We start from the raw sequence: 18011 nt of genomic DNA, 5'->3' as shown, positions 1-18011 counted from the left end.
TATCTACCTTATAGAGCGAATACATTATTAAAAATAAAAAGAACTATCCCTTCTCTTAAAAATTCAGAGAAAGAATAGTTCTTTTTTCATCCACCTTATTTCTTAAAGTACGTCCAACCTTCTTCTTGGTAAACCTTTTCTTCTTTCATCAACTTACCAAGTGCGCGCTTAAATGCAGCTTTACTCATGTTAAAGCGTTCTTTAATATCTTCTGGATGGCTCTTATCCCAAAACGGCATTGCTCCGCCTCGTTCTTCCATATATGCATAAATTACTGCAGCATCATCTTCCATTCCTTCTTCTTTACGAGGAAGAAGTGAAATGTTAATTGTACCGTCATCTTTTACGTCAATAATACGGCCCGTTACACGCTGACCGATGCGGACTTGTTCTTTTCTTTCTGTATGGTGTAGGAAAGCACGGAAATGCTCATCCGTTAGTATGAATGAACCAACTTGAAGTGAACGATATACACGTCCGTTTACGTTTTTATTACGCATAGATGGCGTTGCATCTACGATAATTTCTTGCATATCACTGTCTCTTGCCGGAAGAGCAATTAAACGATCACGATTCGTTAATTTTAACGTACAATATAATTCGTCGCCTACTTCTGGCCATACCGGCATATAAATCGGGAACTCATCAGCTGGAATTAGTATATCTTTTGACACACCAATATCAACAAACACACCTAAACTAGGAATAACTTCTACAACCTTTACCCAGTTCCAATCATAAGTTGTAATAATTGGTTCCTTCATTGTTGCTGAAATACGATTTTGGTGATCAAGGTATAAGAATACATCAATCGTATCGCCTTCTTCAATTTCTCCAGCCACTTCGTTTTTATGTAGGAAAATTTCTTCTTCTTCATTCCCAACCATATATCCGATTTCCGTTTCGCGTAAAACAGTTACCTGTTCAATCGATCCTATTTGCAAATACATATTTTTTAATTCCCTTCTATATATATAAAATTATCTTTTTTATCATTCCAAACAAAAGTTAATTATAACATGATTTTTCCTATATTTGTCCAACTGCCCAAAATTCACTATAATAAAATGAGGTTACATGAATATAAGTACGAAAACACTTAAGTCTAGACTCGTTTTCAGCTATACTTTAGTATGTACAGTACATAAAAAGATTAGAAATTTATTTGGAGGTGCTAACTATGGCAAAAGATAGTTCTTTTGACATCGTTTCGAAAGTAGAATTACCTGAAGTAACAAACGCAATTAATATCGCATTAAAAGAAATCCAAAACCGATATGACTTTAAAGGAAGTAAAAGTGATATTAAATTAGAAAAAGAAGTACTTGTTTTAACTTCTGATGACGAGTTTAAATTAGAGCAAGTAAAAGACGTTCTTATCTCTAAACTTGTAAAACGTAACGTTCCAATTAAGAACTTAGATTACGGAAAAGTTGAAGCTGCAACTGGCAACACTGTTCGCCAACGCGCAACACTTCAACAAGGTATCGATAAAGATAACGCGAAAAAAATTAACAACATCATTAAAGAAATGAAATTAAAAGTAAAAACACAAGTACAAGATGATCAAGTACGTGTTACAGCAAAAAGCCGTGATGACTTACAAGCAGTAATCGCAGCTGTTCGTAGCGCTGATTTACCAATCGACGTACAGTTCATTAACTACCGCTAAAAAGAAAACTCCTCTTAATTAGAGGAGTTTTCTTTTTTGTCTTGTAGAGACAATATTACGAGAACAAACTATAGAAAAAGGTATATGCGGTGAAAATCGCTAAGTGAACAGGGTCTAACCATACGCATACTTTACAAGTGACCGTATGATTAAACTAGGCCTTATTGTAGAATTTGTTTTATACATGTATTTAGCAGACCTTATTGAAAATAAGAAAAAGACACCTCAAGACGTTTCCCCCTTCGATTTGAATTACTTTTCTTAGTAACTACACCCTAGACCAAAGTCATCTTAAAAATCGCTGTAACTCATAATTCCCCCCCGCCAAAACGTAACAATTTATGAGTATAAGAATATTTCCCAACCTTTAATGTATTGTAAAATTAATAAGGAACTTAAAAATGTTAATTAAAAAAGAGTTAGAAGTGGTTATATGAAGAAATTAATACTATGGTTTTTATTGGCCACATTCTCCCTAAATACTGTAGGATGTTCTAATAATGCGAATTCACTAACGGATAAGTCTAACTGTATCAACAAAGCTTGGTACAAAAAAACTATGTCATGTAATCATTTAAAAAAACATTAAATAGTTAATGATAAAAGTCATAAAAAAAGACACCTCAAAGCGCCTTCCTCCGACTTGAACCATCTTAATTTTAATTATATTTGGATGGAGTTAAAAAGAAGCATAAATGGTTAATAAAGATGCAGACTTCAAAATAAAAAGTACACTAAGTAAACTCTTATTCAAAAATTTATATTAAACACTAATATTTTAGAAGAAAGTTTATAAGTTTAGAACCTACAGGGATTTTCCCTGTAGGTTCTATTATATTTCAAGTAATCCCCAAATGAATTATGAGTGGCTTTTTTCATTTTGGTTTTCAAAATATTTTTCTTTAACCATTTTTATCAGATTTTCTTTTTCTGTTAGTTCAAATATAAATAATGCTTTTTTCATGTTATTTGCAACATCTTCTTCATTAGGTTGTTTAAGTTTCAATAAATTCCAAGCTTTTCCATAGTATAATTCACCTAGTAAATATAAAGTATTTAGATTAATAGCTAGTTTGATACCCATATCATTGTATTTTACTGCCTCTTCATGTTGATTTGCATGACCTAAAATTTTTGCTAAATTAAAAATAATTTTCAATTTAATTTCTTTATCTCTAGGAAAATCTAACTTATTAAAATTAGTTAAACACCTTCTTAATATATTAATACTTTTTTCATATTCTTTATTTTCCCCATGGAATATAGCAATTGTCTGCATAATATCTATTTCTCTTTCTGATAAAAAATCAGAATTAGTTACAGTTAATTTTAATGCATTATTTAAAAAATCTAAAGCAGTTTTTATTGATTTATCCACCATAAATATAGCAATCGCTTCATGCCATATTAAAAATTGTTTATCTTCTGTTGATTGGAAGTTATTTTCGTTTTTCTCTTTTTTCACTATTTCATAAAGTTCTTTGTATTGTTTTTGCTTTAAGCAATCTTTTATTACGCATTTTACATTTTCTACATATTTTAATTTTTTGTTTTGAGTTAATGCAAATATATTATTTGGGTCAATACCAAGTCTTTCTGATAATTGATATAATAATATACTAGATGGATAAATCACACCTTTTTCTATTTTGCTAATTTGACTTTGTGAACATATTCCATGACATAATTCGGATTGTGATATATTTTTTTTAATTCTAAGCTCTTTAATGGTAATACCCAAATCGTAAAACTCCATTTTTCCACCTACTATTTAGCACTATATTAGTATAAGAGTATTCTCTAACTTTTAATGTAATGTAAAATTAATATAGTTGCAATTATTGTTCGTTTCAAAGGTCTTTCTCTATCCGTATGGACACAAAAACAGGCTAGGAAGAAGACTTTCTCCCTAACCTGGCCCCACCGAACAAACTTACAAATCCAATAAGAAGACATGAACGTAGAGTGAGTAACTTCTCATCTCATCTACGTTTCCTTTTAACTGCAATTAAAAACGCAATAAATAATACATTCACCCCAACGATTAAGGAGATAAATAACCAATTCACACCTGTTTCTCCTTTAACTTTATACACGTTTGATTCTTCACGCTTTAAAACGAGATAAAATTTTCCGTTTTCCTCTCTTATAATTTCATCCTGCAACAATCCTCTTAACTCTTGTTTTTCACCAATTGCACTTGCAGGTAAGGAGACTTTTTGTGTTTCTTTCGTATTATTAATTGCTACTAAAGTTACTTCATCTTTATATTTTCGTTTTAGTATGCTCATCCCGCTCTTATCATACAGAAGCTCAAACGTACCGCGTCGTAAAGACGGTCTCGCTTGCCTAAGTTCACCTAGTTTTGCTATGTGTTGCATAAACTTTTCGTCTGACTTAAAATCCATTAATCGTCTATTATCGGGTACACTCCCTCCATCTAATGCAATTTCAGTTCCGTAATAAAAATTCGGAATTCCAGGTGATGTTAACAAATAAGTAAGCGCCAGTTTTAGACGTGATGGCGGATAATACATATTTTCTTTTGCAATACGCGCATATCTTTTTGTTTCTTGATTATCTAAGAACGTAACAAATTCTCCTTCTTTTTTACTCACATCGTATAACGATTTCACCGATACATCTGCTTTAGAAAACGATTCTACTATTTTTTCGTTGTATTCGCTATCCTCCTTTGTCATAATACGAAAATCTTTCTTTATCACTTGCATATCTTTTTGCGCGTTATCCCAAAAGGAACGCGGCTTTTTTTCACTCTGTATAACATAACTTCCGTCTAAATCAACTTCTTTTATCCACCATTTCATTGCGTCAATTACCTGTTGTTCGTTTTCTCCAAGCGGAAATTGAAATACAACTTTCATTCCTTTTGCATGAACTTCTTTTACAAGTTCTTTCACATCATTGTCTGTCCCGAAATGTTCATTTACCTTTTTAAAATTTCGCACGTCTAATCCATCGTACTTTCCACTTTCAAAAAGCGGCGAAAGCATAACGGTAGTAAAACCCATTTCTTTTATGTAATCCAACCTTTTTATAATTCCTCTTATATCCCCTCCTTGATACCCTTCTAAATTACCAACTTCTAACTGTTTGTCATTTTTCGGTTCTCCATTATTGAAGCGATCAATCATAATGGAGTATATAACTTCATCTCGCCACTCTCTTTTTTCGTCTGCAAAAGTATGTATTGGTACAAACAAAACAACAGCTAAGCAAAAACAAATGAATAGTTTCCTAGTCCGTATTTTTCCCACACGCATCCCCCAAGCTTTTTAATTGTAAGAATATTATACCAATTATCCGAATGAAACGCATATGTCGATTTTAATCCTCACAAAATAATTCATGTTAGGTTTCATGACATCATGTATATAATTTTCTGAATTTTTAGTTGATTTTTAGTTTAATTTCGAATATGATATGAAACATAACAAATAGATGTTATTTTTTATAACATTACAGGAGGAGAGATCATGGATATGGGAGATACAGTTTTTATGTTTGTGACGACAGTAATGGTCATGTTGATGACACCAGGATTGGCACTTTTTTATGGAGGTATGGTTCGCAGCAAAAATGTACTCAGCACAACGATGCATAGTTATAGCGCAATGGCTATCGTTTCGATTCAATGGATTGTTATCGGCTATTCTTTATCATTCGGACCAGATTGGCACGGGCTTATCGGTACACTTGATTGGTTCGGTCTAAACGGAGTTACCTACGCACCAAATCCAGACTACTCATCTACTATTCCTCACAATTTATTCATGATGTTTCAACTCATGTTCGCCATTTTAACTCCAGCTTTAATTTCAGGTGCATTTGCTGAAAGAATGCGATTTTCTGCCTTTCTTATTTTTATCCTTCTATGGACAACGATCGTTTACAATCCTGTCGCTCATTGGGTATGGGGCGTCGGCGGGTGGCTAAGGGAACTTGGCGCACTAGACTTCGCTGGCGGAAACGTCGTTCACATCACTTCCGGAGTTGCTGGTCTTGTATTAGCTATTTTCCTTGGAAAACGAAAAAACATAAATGGTTCTTCTCCTCACCATTTGCCATTTACAATGTTAGGCGCAGGCTTATTATGGTTTGGCTGGTTCGGTTTTAACGTCGGCAGCGCATTATCCTTAAACGACGTAGCGTTAACTGCATTTATTAATACAAATATAGCCGCCGCTGCCTCCGCTCTAACTTGGATGCTTTCTGAATGGTTCTTCCAATCAAAACCGACCGCAATGGGAGCTGCTTGCGGAGTTGTTTCTGGTCTAGTCGCTATTACACCAGCTTGCGGGTTCGTTACACCTTTCTCCGCCCTTCTTATCGGAGCAATTGGTGGCATATTATGCTTTGGCGCCGTTTTCTTCTTAAAAACAAAATTTGGGTATGACGATACACTTGATGCCTTTGGATGCCACGGCATCGGAGGAACTTGGGGCGGTATTGCAACAGGACTATTTGCAACTACTACCGTAAACGGGGATGGTGCGAACGGATTGTTTTACGGAAACGCCGCGTTACTGTTTAAACAACTTATAGCGATTGGCGCAACATATGCATTCACAATCATCATGACGTATGCCATTATTAAAGCGATCAACTTCTTCCTCCCTGTTCGAGTAGATGAACATGAAGAACACATGGGTCTTGATATTTCAATGCATGGTGAGAAGGCTTATGAACATGCAGAGCGAGCAAACTAAAAAAGAGATGCAATCTATCGATAGTAGATTGCATCTCTTTTTTGCGCACCGGGCAACATACCCCACCTAGTATAACCGGAAATATATTAACGTTTTTTTGGATATATCAACGATTTTTCAAATATATCGATTGTTTCTTTCAATATATCAACGGTTCGACACAACATATCGATTTACCAACAAATTCCGACATGTTTTACATGCGAAATACCCCACATAACTTTATACAAAAAAGACGACCGAAGCCCGGTCGTCTTTTCCAATTTATTTCGGAGCATTTCCTACATATTGCGTAATATCAACATTTAATGCCTGCGCTAAACGCATACCGTATTCTTGATCTGCACGGAAGAAGTTACAAACAGCTAATAATTTTGTGCGTTCATTTACGTCTTTTAGATCATTTGTTAAGTTTGCAATTAAGTTATCTTGCTCTTCTTTAGAGAATGAACGGTAACGCTCACCTGCTTGTTTGAAGTCATTTGGTTTCTCAATTTTTTCACGAGATACATAGCCTTCTACTTTCATAGTTGAATCGCGGTAAGCTTTGTCTTCAACTGGATTCTCTGCATGACGACTCGGTTCGTAGTTGATTGTAGATGGGTTTTGATTCACTTGCATCGCACCATCACGTTGTTGATTCTGAACAGCTGCGTATGGGCAGTTTACAGGAATTTGTAAGTAATTTGCACCAAGACGATAACGCTGTGTATCTGGGTAAGAGAATAAACGACCTTGTAATAATTTATCTTCCGATGGCTCAATACCATTTACAGTTGCACTTGGAGAGAACGCTACTTGCTCTACTTCTGCAAAGAAGTTTTTCGGATTACGATTTAACGTCATTGTCCCTACTTCCATTAATGGGAAGCGATCTTCTGGCCATACTTTCGTTGGATCTAGTGGATCAAAGTCTAAAGAGTCCATTTCATCTAATTGCATAACTTGTACGTGTAAATCCCATTTTGGGTAATTTCCTTTTTCGATTGCATCGAACAAGTCACGAGTTGCATGATTGAAGTCTTTCCCTTGTACTTCTTGCACTTCTTTCGCATTTAAGTTACGTACACCTTGCTGTGGTTTCCAGTGGTATTTAATATAAACAATTTTGCCTTCTTCATTAATCCATTTAAATGAATGGACGCCGAAACCTTCCATTTCACGATAGCTTGCTGGTGTACCGTAATCAGAAAATACCCATGTCATCATATGTGTAGATTCTGGACTTAACGTCATGAAATCCCAATAACGATCTGGCGTTTGAATATTCGTATCAGGTGCTGGTTTTAAGGAATGTACCATATCAGGGAATTTAATTGCATCACGAATGAAGAAAACTGGTAAATGATTACCTACGATATCGTAGTTTCCTTCTTCTGTATAAAATTTAACAGCAAACCCACGTGGGTCACGTGCTGTTTCAGGAGAACCTTGACCATGAATAACCGTTGAAAAACGAACAAATACAGGCGTTTCAGTTCCTTCATTTTGTAAAAATGCTGCTTTCGTATATTGCTTCATACTATTTTTCGTTACGAATACACCGTGAGCACCTGCACCACGTGCATGCACAACACGCTCCGGAATACGTTCACGATCAAAGTGCGCAAGTTTTTCTACTAAATGATAGTCTTCTAATAATACTGGTCCACGACGACCAGCTGTACGAGAATTTTGGTTGTCTCCAACTGGAGCACCTTGGTTTGTTGTTAAGCGATTATTTGGATTCATCTAGGGGGATCCTCCTCTTTCTTTCGTAGTAATTATTATTTATTTAAAATTATTATAAATTAATTATTATTCAAAACTAAATCTTTGTCAACTATTTCCTTCACTTTTTTGGAAACAATTTCAGCCAAACAGTCGATAAATGCAGATTGTGCATTCGGCATATTTGGTCTGAAATATTTGGCATTTAATTCATCAGTTACAACTTTACATTCATAATCGTTGTCATATAAAACTTCTAAATGCTCCGCTACAAAACCAACTGGGCAATATACGAAAGATTCGTACCCATGCTCTTCATATAAATCTTTCGTTAAATCTTGCACATCTGGACCAATCCACGGATCTGGAGTATTCCCAGCACTTTGCCAACCGATTGTATAGTTTTGAATATTTGCAGCTTCTGCAATTAAATCTGCCGTATGCTTTAGTTGTTCTACATATGGGTCTCCTGCTGCAATAATCTTTTCCGGCAAACTATGCGCTGAAAAAATTACGACTGCTTTCTCTTTATTATCAATTTCTGTAAACGTCTCTTTTATTTGGTCTGCCCAATACGAAATAAATTTCGGTTCATCATACCATTGTTCAATTGGTTCAATAACAGGACCACCGATTTCTTTTGAAAGACGAATAGCACGGTCATTATACGCTTTAATGCTAAATGTAGAGTAATGCGGCGCTAATACGATACTAATCGCTTGCTCGATCCCATCACGCTTCATTTCTTCTACAGCATCTTCTATAAATGGTGCAATATGTTTTAAACCTAAGTAACAAGTAAATTCATACTCTGTAAATATGTTATTCATTGAATCTGTTAATTTATGCGCCTGTTCTTTCGTAATTTTTGCAAGCGGTGAAATTCCACCAATCGCTTTATAGCGCCCAATTAAATCTTCAAGCGCTTCTTCTGATGGCGTACGCCCGTGACGGATATGTGTATAATATGCCTCTACATCGTCTAATGATTCTGGTGTTCCATACGCCATTACGAGTAAACCTATTCTTTTCTTTGTCATCTATATAACACCTCAATTTTATAAATGAGAATCTTTTTCAGAACGTTTGTTTCCAATTATAACAAGTAATAATAAGTACGTCAAAATAATAATTCTAATTAAGTATTATTTATAAGATGATTTTGAATTTTATATGACAATTTCTTTAATAAAAAGCGACTTACATAATTGTAAGCCGCTTTTCCCTTATTCCTTAATATTTACCCCATATTCTTTAAACCAAACATGAATTTGTGCTAAATGAGCTAAAAGCTGTGGCCCAGTCATCAATTGACCAAACCATGGTGTTTGAAATGCACTGCCGCCAGACTGAATCAATCCGCTCAACAGCTCTTTATCAAACAGTTCGTGTAAAATTGAACCTTTATCCGTTAATAGATTTTGAAGCCATACTGTTACTGCGTTTGTATAGTGTGGATTGTGCGTTTTCGGATACGGACTCTTCTTTCTATATAAGATGTCATGCGGAAGTACATCTTCTAACGCTTTACGTAATAGACCTTTTTCGCGGTTTTTATACATTTTCATTTCCCAAGGAATATTCCACGCATATTCGACAAGACGATGATCTGCAAATGGAACACGTACTTCTAAACTTGCCCCCATACTCATGCGGTCTTTTCTGTCTAATAATGTTGTCATAAACCATACCATATTTAAATAAAATAATTGGCGTCTTTTTGCTTCTAGCGGACTTTCCCCCTCTAAAATAGGAACTTCTTGAATCGACTCTTCATAACGCCTTTGTACATATTGTTGTAAATTTAATTTATTTCTCCATTCTTTTTTTAGAAGTTGTTCACGTGCCTCTGTAGAACGCATCCATGGAAATGCACTCGATTGTAAATCATCTTCTCTATAAAACCACGGATATCCACCAAATATTTCATCTGCACATTCTCCAGATAAGCCAACGACAAAATCTTGTTTAATTTCTCGGCAAAACCATAATAATGACGAATCGATATCTGCCATACCAGGCAAATCACGAACAAGTACTGCTTCAGTTAAATACTCTGCTAATTTTTCATTCGAAATGACGCAGCGATGATGGGTTGTTTGAAATGTCTCAGTCATTAAATTAATAAACGGAGCATCTGAATTTGGCTGGAATGCATTTGCTTTAAAGTATTTGTCATTATCTTCGTAATCAATAGAATACGTGTGTAATTGCCCTTTTCCCGATCTCTCATATTCTTTCGCTGCAATAGCTGTAATAGCGCTCGAATCTACACCACCTGATAAAAAAGTACATAGTGGTACATCAGAAACAAGCTGTCTTGTAATAGCATCTTGTAATAAAAAGCGCGTTTTCTCTACTGTTTCTTCAAAAGAGTCTTCATGTTTTTTACTTTCTACATTCCAATATCTCCATATACATAAACCGTTCTTCGAAAATGTCATCGCATGACCTGGACGTAATTCTTTTATACCAGCATAAATACCGTGGCCAGGCGTTCTTGACGGTCCGAGTCCGAATATTTCTGATAACCCTTCTAATGTTACTTCCGCCTTCACATCTGGATGCGACAATATCGCTTTTAACTCCGAACCAAATAATAAGCGTCCGCTATCATATTTATAAAAAAGTGGCTTTACACCTAATCGATCTCTCGCAATAAATACTTGTTCTTTCTGTTCGTCCCATACTGCAAACGCATATATACCGTTTAAATGATCGACACATTCTTCTTTCCATTCAATATAAGAAGCTAATAATACTTCTGTATCAGAATGACCTTTGAACGTATACCCTCTTCTTAATAATTCCTTTCGAATGTCTTCTGTGTTATAAAGTTCACCGTTATAGCAAATGGCATAATTCGTTTCATCTTTTAAACAAGTCATCGGTTGTTTCCCCCCCTCAGGATCAACAACAATTAACCGTTTATGCCCAAATGCGACATTTCCTTTAATCCAAACTTTATTATCATCCGGCCCCCGCTTCGCTAACGTCTCAGCCATCTTCGTAACGACATCTCTTTCTCCTTCTAATGAGCGTTTATAATCCACCCATCCTGTAATCCCGCACATATAAATCATCCTTCCATCTTATTTCTTTTCTTGAACGTGCAGTAATCCCCACCCTAAGAGTGCGGATTAAAAAATGAAAAACTTGACGATAACCTACTATCCACATATGGAATAGCATTCTCACTCAGTAAAACGTGTTTTATTGTATGCCCACCTATGTCTAGATGTGTCTAGTTATAAAGAACGCACGAACTGTCTATAACAGGAATAACTACTTTTCATAAAGGAGAAATCGTATATGATACAACGTAAACATATTTTATATAACCAGCCCCGTGCTCATACAGTCGGTAATGTAGAATATATAAACAATGAATGGGTATTCTTTGATGATGAAAATGATGAAGCGTTTCTATTAGAAGATATTGCCGAAGATGGGTTTGAAATTTTGTATAATAACAATTGGTTACCAGCCCGTTTCTATGAACAAGATGTATTACAAATCGCCAACGAGCAACACCATTTGCAAAATGGTGAAATGGTACGTATTCGAAAAAAGTTACTTCTTAGCTATAATGAATGGCTCGAGGAATTACCTGACTCTGTCTTCACATTATTAACTGAATCATTGCAATCACTTCACTACTCTTTATATGATTGCATGTATTGTCATAATTATTTATCCTTCTTACCGAAAGAGGAGTCACGCGAAGGAGTAAATATTCTTTTGTTTGATAACGACGAAATGATCTGTACACTGCAGCACCATTTCGTACGTCACACTACATCAAATAAAAATATGTTCCGTTTTACGAAAGTAAATGGAGAAGAGTTGCATATCGATGCGACATAAAAAATAAAAACCACCTTATCTCCCAAGTCTTTGAGATTATAAGGTGGTTTTATTTTTATTTGAATACGTACCAGCCAAGTGGCAATTTCAGTCCTAAGTATAATACTGCTACTAGCGCAACAATAAATAAGCCCCAAACCGCCCCTGTTGGTTTGTTTTTGCTCATTTTTACAAGAACCATTTCCATTCCGCCGATAACTAAAATACCAGCTAACATTTTTAAGCCATACCACATGTGCATGCTACCTGTTGCTGTCTTCACAATACTCATGTACAACATGAAGCCTGTCACAATAATGATGATATACATTAGGCGAAGCCCCATATGTACACCTTTACCTTTTCTTCCTGCTGAATAAAGTGAATACGCAACGAAGAATAAAATTAAACCTAACGCCCATGCTGTAATATGCATATGTACCATCGTATTCCTTACCTCCTCTTTTCACACTTTTTCATCCTATATGATAACATGTTCATTTATTTTCAGGAAATGTTTCGCTTTTTTACATTTAAATGATATAATATTTAGAGTATTTACAAACTTCTTGTAATAACAAAAGGGGGAACAATCATGATTCAAACTAAGGATATTATCGAACTTACAGACACATACGGAGCAAATAACTATCACCCACTTCCAATCGTTATTTCTAAAGCAGAAGGTGTTTGGGTAGAAGATCCTGAAGGAAACCGCTATATGGACTTATTAAGTGCATATTCTGCAGTAAACCAAGGTCATCGTCACCCGAAAATTATTAACGCTTTAATTGACCAAGCTAATCGTGTTACGTTAACTTCTCGTGCTTTCCATAGCGATCAATTAGGTCCTTGGTACGAAAAAGTTGCGAAACTAACTAATAAAGAAATGGTACTTCCAATGAATACAGGTGCTGAAGCTGTTGAAACTGCAATTAAAACAGTTCGTCGCTGGGCTTATGATGTGAAGAAAGTAGAAGCAAACCGCGCTGAAATCATCGTTTGTGAAGATAACTTCCACGGACGTACAATGGGTTCTGTTTCTATGTCTTCAAATGAAGAGTACAAGCGTGGATTCGGTCCAATGCTTCCTGGCATCGTTGTAATTCCTTACGGTGATTTAGAAGCATTAAAAGCCGCAATTACACCAAACACAGCAGCATTCATTTTAGAGCCAATTCAAGGTGAAGCAGGAATTAACATCCCACCAGCTGGTTACTTAAAAGAAGCTTTTGAAGTATGTAAAAAAGAAAACGTTTTATTTGTAGCAGATGAAATCCAAACTGGCTTAGGCCGTACTGGTAAAGTATTTGCTTGTGACTGGGACAATGTAACTCCTGACATGTACATACTTGGTAAAGCACTTGGCGGCGGCGTATTCCCAATCTCTTGCGTAGCAGCAAACCGCGACATTTTAGGCGTATTCGAGCCAGGTTCTCACGGTTCTACATTCGGTGGTAACCCACTTGCATGTGCTGTTTCTATCGCAGCTCTTGAAGTGTTAGAAGAAGAAAAATTAACAGAGCGTTCTCTTCAATTAGGTGAAAAATTAGTTGGGCAATTAAAAGAGATTGATAACCCAATGATCACTGAAGTTCGCGGTAAAGGTTTATTCATCGGTATCGAATTAAACGAACCAGCTCGTCCTTACTGTGAACAACTAAAAGCAGCTGGTCTACTATGTAAAGAAACACATGAAAACGTAATTCGTATCGCACCACCTCTAGTAATCTCTGAAGAAGATTTAGAGTGGGCATTCCAAAAAATTAAAGCTGTATTATCGTAATGATAGAGAGGTTGTCCGACATGTTGGGACAACCTCTTTCTTTTTATATTCATTTATATTAAGATTTTTTGTAATTTTCTGTATTTTAAAATCGTAAAGGAGGTGCGATATGCTATTAAGATATGGTAAACATATTAACTATTTAGCTACATCTTTTATTTTAGTTACATTCTTTGGCTTCCTACTTTCCACAACATGGCTTACTCACTACTCAACTCCTACTACATTCACACTACTGAAAGCATCATTTTGGACTGCTGTTATTCTTACTATCATTGGTTTTGGACGAGAAAAAAGCGCACTTACGGTTATACTATTTGGCATTTGTACACTTGCATTCATTGGTCTTTACACTTTTTCCGTTATTGATTACCTCTATAACCCAAGGCCATAAAAAAGAGCTATCTTTTAACAAGATAGCTCTTTTCTTCACTTCACTACATTTCGCAAAGTACCAATTCCTTCTACTGTAATAACCACTTCATCACCAGCATGTAAAAACTTCGGTGGTGTGAAACCTTTTCCGACACCAGCCGGGGTTCCTGTTGCGATAATATCGCCTGGTTCTAAAGTCATTCCTTTACTTATCGTTGAAATAATTTCTTCTATTGAAAAAATCATTTTATTTGTGTTGGAAGTTTGCCTTACTTCTCCATTTACTACCGTTTCAATGTGTAATGCATTCGGCGCATTAACCACCGATTTATGAATTAAATACGGTCCCATCGGACAAAATGTATCGAAGCTTTTCCCAAGGAAAAACTGTTTATGTTTTCTTTGAATGTCTCGAGCTGTTACATCATTGATAATCGTATAACCAAAAACATGCTCAAGCGCTTTTTCTTTTTTTATTTGCTTCCCTCGCTTACCAATAATGATAGCTAATTCTCCTTCGTAATCTAGTTCGTCCGTTGCATGAGGGTGACCATTAATTTGCTCATTTATGCCAATAACTGTTGTTGGTGCTTTCGTAAAAATCATTATATTTTCTGGAATAGACTCTATTCCGCCCATTTCTATGGCATGCTCACGATAGTTTTTTCCAACGCACAAAATATTCTTTCTTGGCCTTGGAATCGGTGCTAATATTTTCACCTCTGTTAACGGATAATACGCCGCTTCCCCGTTCTCTTTTGCCCAATTTACAATTTCACATACTTTCTCAAAGCATTCAGTTCCTCTTTCAATACACTCTAACATTGTAATAGGGATTGTAACCTTTTCCCCTTTTTGTCTTTGCGCTTCTCTTAAGTGTAATACCTTTTTTTCTTCTTCATCCACAATACCTACAAATACCTTTTCTTCTTTCTTCGCCGTTACAAAACGCAATATTTCCACTCTCCATCCTAAAACTCATGCCCTTTAATTGTATTCGCATCCGTAAGAAAAAAACCTTCTCATACACGCTAATTTTTACAATATTCTTCTCATACCCTATTCGTTACGCCTTTATATTTGGCATAAAATGTAGAAATTTTACTTTTTTTAGCGAAGGTATTTCTTTTTTATGGAGTTTTTGTATAATATGTACTACATATATACTAAAAATTTCATTTAGAGATGGAGCCGATTTCAATGTTTGAGCAAGCGATTGAAAAAAAACGTGAAAAAATGATTTATTTTGCTGAACGCTATGGAATGACTTCTCAAAAAACAGTGGATTGTAGCCAAGAACTGGACAGGCTCTTAAATGTAATTTGGCATGTACATACGGATTTTCACCCAAATCAAACACTCGACACACACACGCAATAGCGTGTGTGTGTCTTTTATTTCAAAAAAACACACATTTTATTGAAAACGCCCATACAATAGTAGAAAAGAAAATTTTAAAAACGAAGGGTGTTTTATATGCCAGCTATGGTCGGACATATTCGTATCGTCAATATTGGATCAAGTGGTATTTTTCATATTGGAGATGTATTTGCGATTAGGCCTATTAGTTACTCACGTGCTTTCGCCGGGGCCGGCTCTTTCAACGTTGGAGACAATGTTTCTGTCTACAATTATCAAAGTGCAACGACTGTCAACGATTCAGATGTAATCGATCAAGCGATAATTGGCTCAACTTAAAGGAGGCAATTGCATTGAATTTTTATGTAAACCAAAGTATCATCATCAACAGTATTAAAATTGATAGCATTACAACCTCTTCTGTGTTCCAAATTGGTACTGCCGGAAGTATTAAAGCCCTATCTAAATTTTCAAATACGGGCGGATTTACGGAGCCGCTTCGCCCATTACAGGCGAAAGGACAAATTATTTCTATCAAACCATCAACTAGTTCTTCTTAAGACATCCTTGTCATAAATATATAGCAGGAATATTTTTACCCTCCCTATTGAAAAGGAGGTTTCACAAATGAATCAAGATATATATACTTACTTACACCAACTTCAACAAGCTCTTCAAACACAACAAGCAGCCATCCTGAATTTAGAAGATCAAGTGCGCCAACTCCAAGAAGAGCTTAACGAATTAAAAAATCGCCCCTCCTCTTCTGTAGGAAAAGTGGAATACAAATTCGATCAATTAAAAGTCGAAAATTTAAATGGTACTTTAAATATTGGTTTAAACCCATTTTCAGCAAAAGGACAACAAATTGAAGATTTTCAAGTGGATACAGAAACATTGAAGGTAAACCCTGAAACTGAAACAAACCCAGACTTTTATCAAGGTATCCTCCAAGAAATGCATCGATACTTAGATGAAGAAGCATATAATCGTATTCTCCATTTTGAACAAGAAGAGCGAACACCGCTTGATGAAATGTATCGACAAATGATGGTGGATGACATAAAAAAACAGATGGAGCATCGACTCCCTTATTATTTATCACAAGCGCAATCATATGAAGGTATTTCAACAGATCCAGATTATTTACGAGATATCATTATTCAGGCAATGAAACAAGATATTGACAAAGCCTTTCTCTCCTTTATTCAGCACATACCGGGAAATTTCCGAAAGGAGTAAGTATGTATGAACCTTAACGTTGTAAACCGTGAGTTAAAAGTCGGACAGATTAAAATGAACGGTGTATCGTCGTCCGCACTCTTTTTAATTGGAGATGCAAATCTCCTCATTCTATCTTCTATTCTCGATACACCATTTGAAACAGTTACAGAGGGTCCATTTGTACCATTAGTAACAGATGTCCCTCCTACTCCAGGTTAAGGAGACTGAGAAATTATGTTGCATCATGTGTCTATTGTCCAAAATGTTTCTATTATTTCTTTAGGGATTGCTGCTGTATTTCAAGTTGGAGATGCAAACCAAATGGAATTAAAAAGTAGAGCTATTGCCGTCCACCGTGAAATTCCTTTTTATATACGGGGAGAAGGTCGCTTTGATGCTTTTGAAATCTTTACAGATGAACACATTACAATTCCAAAACGAACGACAGATGTAAAATTAAACATTGTAAATGAATGCCCTTTTATTGAAGTTAATAACGTTGAATTACGCACACTTTTAAATTCTGGTTGCTTTCAAATTGGAAATGTTGATTATGGTTTTAATAACTCTCGTATTATACAAATCCGCCAATATATTACGGATGAACCTTCCGCACAATAATTCATATAGTAATTAAAAAGCTTAGTAAAGTAGGTGGATGGTATGCCTTCGGTTGTAGGAAATCTCGTCGTGCAAAACAGTAACGGCTCTTTCAACTTAGGAGATTTTTATAACGTATCTCCGAAAGAAAACACGAAAGCCTATAACGGATCTGGAGCTTCCAATGTTGGGTTTGTCGTGAATACGTTTAACGGTGTTAGTGCAACGAATACATTTGATTCTGATGTGGCAGATCAAGATCAGATTGGAACAGCGTAAAAAAAGTAGGAGATATTCTCCTACTTTTTTCTTTTATCTAATTCAAAATTATTAAAATAAAATTTTAATAAGCAAGAACTTTACTGTCCACAAATAGTGGTATAAACAAGTAAGTAGTGAAGAGGCACTATTTCATTTTATTTAAATGATAACCCGCTCTCCTCCAAAGCCCTCCTAAGCTTCGGCAAAGACGCAGGTCCCATACCATGCAGTTTTAATATTTCTTTTTCACTATATTTTGAGAGTTCTTCTACAGTTTGAATTCCATGGTGTTCTAATGCCCTTCTTGCTGGCGCTGAAAGAAGAGAGAGAAAACCTTCTTTTGGTTTTCTCTCTTTCTCACAGACTGGGCAAGTTGGACAATCGCTACTTTTATAGTACTCGTGTCCCTGTTCACAAGTTCTTAACGTTTTTTCCGTTACCATTTTCA

21 protein-coding genes are annotated in these 18011 nt (G+C 35.6%); 12 read left to right on the top strand and 9 right to left on the bottom strand.

Features of this window, described 5'->3' with window-relative positions:
* Positions 1 to 95: 95 nt before the first annotated feature.
* Positions 96 to 950 carry a CvfB family protein gene (locus tag N2V80_RS05935; RefSeq protein ID WP_000281260.1) on the bottom strand — a complete coding sequence of 285 codons (855 nt, stop codon included), beginning with the start codon at positions 948 to 950 and terminating at the stop codon, positions 96 to 98.
* A gap of 230 nt (positions 951 to 1180) precedes the next feature.
* Here N2V80_RS05935 and N2V80_RS05930 point away from each other — a divergent pair, with 230 nt between their 5' ends.
* Positions 1181 to 1672, top strand: a complete 492-nt coding sequence (locus N2V80_RS05930) for a YajQ family cyclic di-GMP-binding protein (RefSeq protein WP_001040149.1) — start codon at positions 1181 to 1183, stop codon at positions 1670 to 1672.
* An 859-nt stretch (positions 1673 to 2531) separates the two neighbouring features.
* Here N2V80_RS05930 and N2V80_RS05925 read toward each other — a convergent pair.
* Positions 2532 to 3428 (bottom strand): helix-turn-helix domain-containing protein, encoded by an 897-nt coding sequence (locus N2V80_RS05925; protein WP_098450298.1) that lies wholly within the window; start codon positions 3426 to 3428, stop codon positions 2532 to 2534.
* Positions 3429 to 3654: 226 nt separating this feature from the next.
* The gene (locus N2V80_RS05920) at positions 3655 to 4956 is read right to left on the bottom strand and encodes an alpha-amylase family glycosyl hydrolase (protein WP_061655461.1); all 1302 of its coding nucleotides are present in this window, start codon (positions 4954 to 4956) and stop codon (positions 3655 to 3657) included.
* 213 nt (positions 4957 to 5169) lie between these two features.
* Here N2V80_RS05920 and N2V80_RS05915 point away from each other — a divergent pair, with 213 nt between their 5' ends.
* Entirely contained in the window at positions 5170 to 6402 is a 1233-nt protein-coding gene (locus N2V80_RS05915; RefSeq protein WP_000367134.1) for an ammonium transporter, read from the top strand.
* A 264-nt stretch (positions 6403 to 6666) separates the two neighbouring features.
* On the opposite strand, the gene katB is transcribed toward N2V80_RS05915, so the two are convergent.
* The 3 genes from katB to asnB form a co-directional block, all read right to left on the bottom strand.
* Positions 6667 to 8133: a catalase KatB gene (gene katB, locus N2V80_RS05910; RefSeq protein WP_001069181.1), complete on the bottom strand. Its 1467-nt coding sequence runs from the start codon at positions 8131 to 8133 to the stop codon at positions 6667 to 6669.
* Between the two features lie 59 nt (positions 8134 to 8192).
* The gene (gene hemH, locus N2V80_RS05905; protein WP_061655460.1) at positions 8193 to 9152 is read right to left on the bottom strand and encodes a ferrochelatase; all 960 of its coding nucleotides are present in this window, start codon (positions 9150 to 9152) and stop codon (positions 8193 to 8195) included.
* A gap of 186 nt (positions 9153 to 9338) precedes the next feature.
* Entirely contained in the window at positions 9339 to 11186 is a 1848-nt protein-coding gene (gene asnB, locus N2V80_RS05900) for an asparagine synthase (glutamine-hydrolyzing) (RefSeq protein WP_061655459.1), read from the bottom strand.
* A 238-nt stretch (positions 11187 to 11424) separates the two neighbouring features.
* Here asnB and N2V80_RS05895 point away from each other — a divergent pair, with 238 nt between their 5' ends.
* On the top strand, positions 11425 to 11979 hold the full coding sequence (locus tag N2V80_RS05895) for a DUF2777 domain-containing protein (protein WP_000616049.1): 555 nt from the start codon (positions 11425 to 11427) through the stop codon (positions 11977 to 11979).
* A 55-nt stretch (positions 11980 to 12034) separates the two neighbouring features.
* Here the strand turns inward: N2V80_RS05895 and N2V80_RS05890 are convergent, their stop codons facing one another.
* Positions 12035 to 12403, bottom strand: a complete 369-nt coding sequence (locus N2V80_RS05890; protein WP_000233495.1) for a YisL family protein — start codon at positions 12401 to 12403, stop codon at positions 12035 to 12037.
* Positions 12404 to 12553: 150 nt separating this feature from the next.
* Between N2V80_RS05890 and rocD the strand changes: the two genes are divergently transcribed.
* The gene (rocD, locus tag N2V80_RS05885; protein WP_000616658.1) at positions 12554 to 13744 is read left to right on the top strand and encodes an ornithine aminotransferase; all 1191 of its coding nucleotides are present in this window, start codon (positions 12554 to 12556) and stop codon (positions 13742 to 13744) included.
* A 109-nt stretch (positions 13745 to 13853) separates the two neighbouring features.
* Positions 13854 to 14138: a hypothetical protein gene (locus tag N2V80_RS05880; RefSeq protein WP_000926864.1), complete on the top strand. Its 285-nt coding sequence runs from the start codon at positions 13854 to 13856 to the stop codon at positions 14136 to 14138.
* A 35-nt stretch (positions 14139 to 14173) separates the two neighbouring features.
* On the opposite strand, the gene N2V80_RS05875 is transcribed toward N2V80_RS05880, so the two are convergent.
* Positions 14174 to 15073 (bottom strand): fumarylacetoacetate hydrolase family protein, encoded by a 900-nt coding sequence (locus N2V80_RS05875; RefSeq protein ID WP_001213086.1) that lies wholly within the window; start codon positions 15071 to 15073, stop codon positions 14174 to 14176.
* 246 nt (positions 15074 to 15319) lie between these two features.
* Here N2V80_RS05875 and N2V80_RS05870 point away from each other — a divergent pair, with 246 nt between their 5' ends.
* The 7 genes from N2V80_RS05870 to gerPF all read left to right on the top strand — a co-directional run bounded on the left by N2V80_RS05870 (position 15320) and on the right by gerPF (position 17581).
* Entirely contained in the window at positions 15320 to 15499 is a 180-nt protein-coding gene (locus tag N2V80_RS05870) for an aspartyl-phosphate phosphatase Spo0E family protein (RefSeq protein WP_000462845.1), read from the top strand.
* 96 nt (positions 15500 to 15595) lie between these two features.
* The gene (gene gerPA, locus N2V80_RS05865; protein ID WP_001111187.1) at positions 15596 to 15817 is read left to right on the top strand and encodes a spore germination protein GerPA; all 222 of its coding nucleotides are present in this window, start codon (positions 15596 to 15598) and stop codon (positions 15815 to 15817) included.
* Positions 15818 to 15831: 14 nt separating this feature from the next.
* Entirely contained in the window at positions 15832 to 16038 is a 207-nt protein-coding gene (gene gerPB, locus N2V80_RS05860; protein WP_001012508.1) for a spore germination protein GerPB, read from the top strand.
* 67 nt (positions 16039 to 16105) lie between these two features.
* Positions 16106 to 16720: a spore germination protein GerPC gene (gene gerPC, locus N2V80_RS05855; protein WP_001070760.1), complete on the top strand. Its 615-nt coding sequence runs from the start codon at positions 16106 to 16108 to the stop codon at positions 16718 to 16720.
* A gap of 6 nt (positions 16721 to 16726) precedes the next feature.
* Positions 16727 to 16921: a spore germination protein GerPD gene (gerPD, locus tag N2V80_RS05850; protein WP_001052807.1), complete on the top strand. Its 195-nt coding sequence runs from the start codon at positions 16727 to 16729 to the stop codon at positions 16919 to 16921.
* A 15-nt stretch (positions 16922 to 16936) separates the two neighbouring features.
* Positions 16937 to 17323, top strand: a complete 387-nt coding sequence (locus N2V80_RS05845) for a spore germination protein GerPE (RefSeq protein WP_000902319.1) — start codon at positions 16937 to 16939, stop codon at positions 17321 to 17323.
* A 42-nt stretch (positions 17324 to 17365) separates the two neighbouring features.
* Entirely contained in the window at positions 17366 to 17581 is a 216-nt protein-coding gene (gene gerPF, locus N2V80_RS05840) for a spore germination protein GerPF (protein WP_001141566.1), read from the top strand.
* A 137-nt stretch (positions 17582 to 17718) separates the two neighbouring features.
* On the opposite strand, the gene N2V80_RS05835 is transcribed toward gerPF, so the two are convergent.
* Entirely contained in the window at positions 17719 to 18006 is a 288-nt protein-coding gene (locus tag N2V80_RS05835; protein WP_000255727.1) for an RNA polymerase alpha subunit C-terminal domain-containing protein, read from the bottom strand.
* Between the last annotated feature and the right edge of the window lie 5 nt (positions 18007 to 18011).

The sequence above is a fragment of the Bacillus sp. FSL W8-0640 genome (assembly GCF_038007725.1).
In the GTDB taxonomy this organism is placed as follows: Bacteria; Bacillota; Bacilli; order Bacillales; family Bacillaceae_G; genus Bacillus_A; species Bacillus_A cereus.
This window is presented reverse-complemented; position numbering and strand designations above follow the sequence as displayed.

Coding starts and splice junctions, on each gene's coding strand:
- katB (WP_001069181.1), bottom strand. CDS start 8,133: ATGAATCCAAATAATCGCTTAACAACAAACCAAGGTGCTCCAGTTGGA.
- N2V80_RS05870 (WP_000462845.1), top strand. CDS start 15,320: ATGTTTGAGCAAGCGATTGAAAAAAAACGTGAAAAAATGATTTATTTT.
- N2V80_RS05935 (WP_000281260.1), bottom strand. CDS start 950: ATGTATTTGCAAATAGGATCGATTGAACAGGTAACTGTTTTACGCGAA.
- gerPD (WP_001052807.1), top strand. CDS start 16,727: ATGAACCTTAACGTTGTAAACCGTGAGTTAAAAGTCGGACAGATTAAA.
- N2V80_RS05880 (WP_000926864.1), top strand. CDS start 13,854: ATGCTATTAAGATATGGTAAACATATTAACTATTTAGCTACATCTTTT.
- N2V80_RS05930 (WP_001040149.1), top strand. CDS start 1,181: ATGGCAAAAGATAGTTCTTTTGACATCGTTTCGAAAGTAGAATTACCT.
- N2V80_RS05835 (WP_000255727.1), bottom strand. CDS start 18,006: ATGGTAACGGAAAAAACGTTAAGAACTTGTGAACAGGGACACGAGTAC.
- N2V80_RS05895 (WP_000616049.1), top strand. CDS start 11,425: ATGATACAACGTAAACATATTTTATATAACCAGCCCCGTGCTCATACA.
- asnB (WP_061655459.1), bottom strand. CDS start 11,186: ATGTGCGGGATTACAGGATGGGTGGATTATAAACGCTCATTAGAAGGA.
- N2V80_RS05920 (WP_061655461.1), bottom strand. CDS start 4,956: ATGCGTGTGGGAAAAATACGGACTAGGAAACTATTCATTTGTTTTTGC.
- N2V80_RS05915 (WP_000367134.1), top strand. CDS start 5,170: ATGGATATGGGAGATACAGTTTTTATGTTTGTGACGACAGTAATGGTC.
- rocD (WP_000616658.1), top strand. CDS start 12,554: ATGATTCAAACTAAGGATATTATCGAACTTACAGACACATACGGAGCA.
- gerPC (WP_001070760.1), top strand. CDS start 16,106: ATGAATCAAGATATATATACTTACTTACACCAACTTCAACAAGCTCTT.
- N2V80_RS05890 (WP_000233495.1), bottom strand. CDS start 12,403: ATGGTACATATGCATATTACAGCATGGGCGTTAGGTTTAATTTTATTC.
- hemH (WP_061655460.1), bottom strand. CDS start 9,152: ATGACAAAGAAAAGAATAGGTTTACTCGTAATGGCGTATGGAACACCA.
- gerPF (WP_001141566.1), top strand. CDS start 17,366: ATGCCTTCGGTTGTAGGAAATCTCGTCGTGCAAAACAGTAACGGCTCT.
- N2V80_RS05845 (WP_000902319.1), top strand. CDS start 16,937: ATGTTGCATCATGTGTCTATTGTCCAAAATGTTTCTATTATTTCTTTA.
- N2V80_RS05925 (WP_098450298.1), bottom strand. CDS start 3,428: ATGGAGTTTTACGATTTGGGTATTACCATTAAAGAGCTTAGAATTAAA.
- gerPA (WP_001111187.1), top strand. CDS start 15,596: ATGCCAGCTATGGTCGGACATATTCGTATCGTCAATATTGGATCAAGT.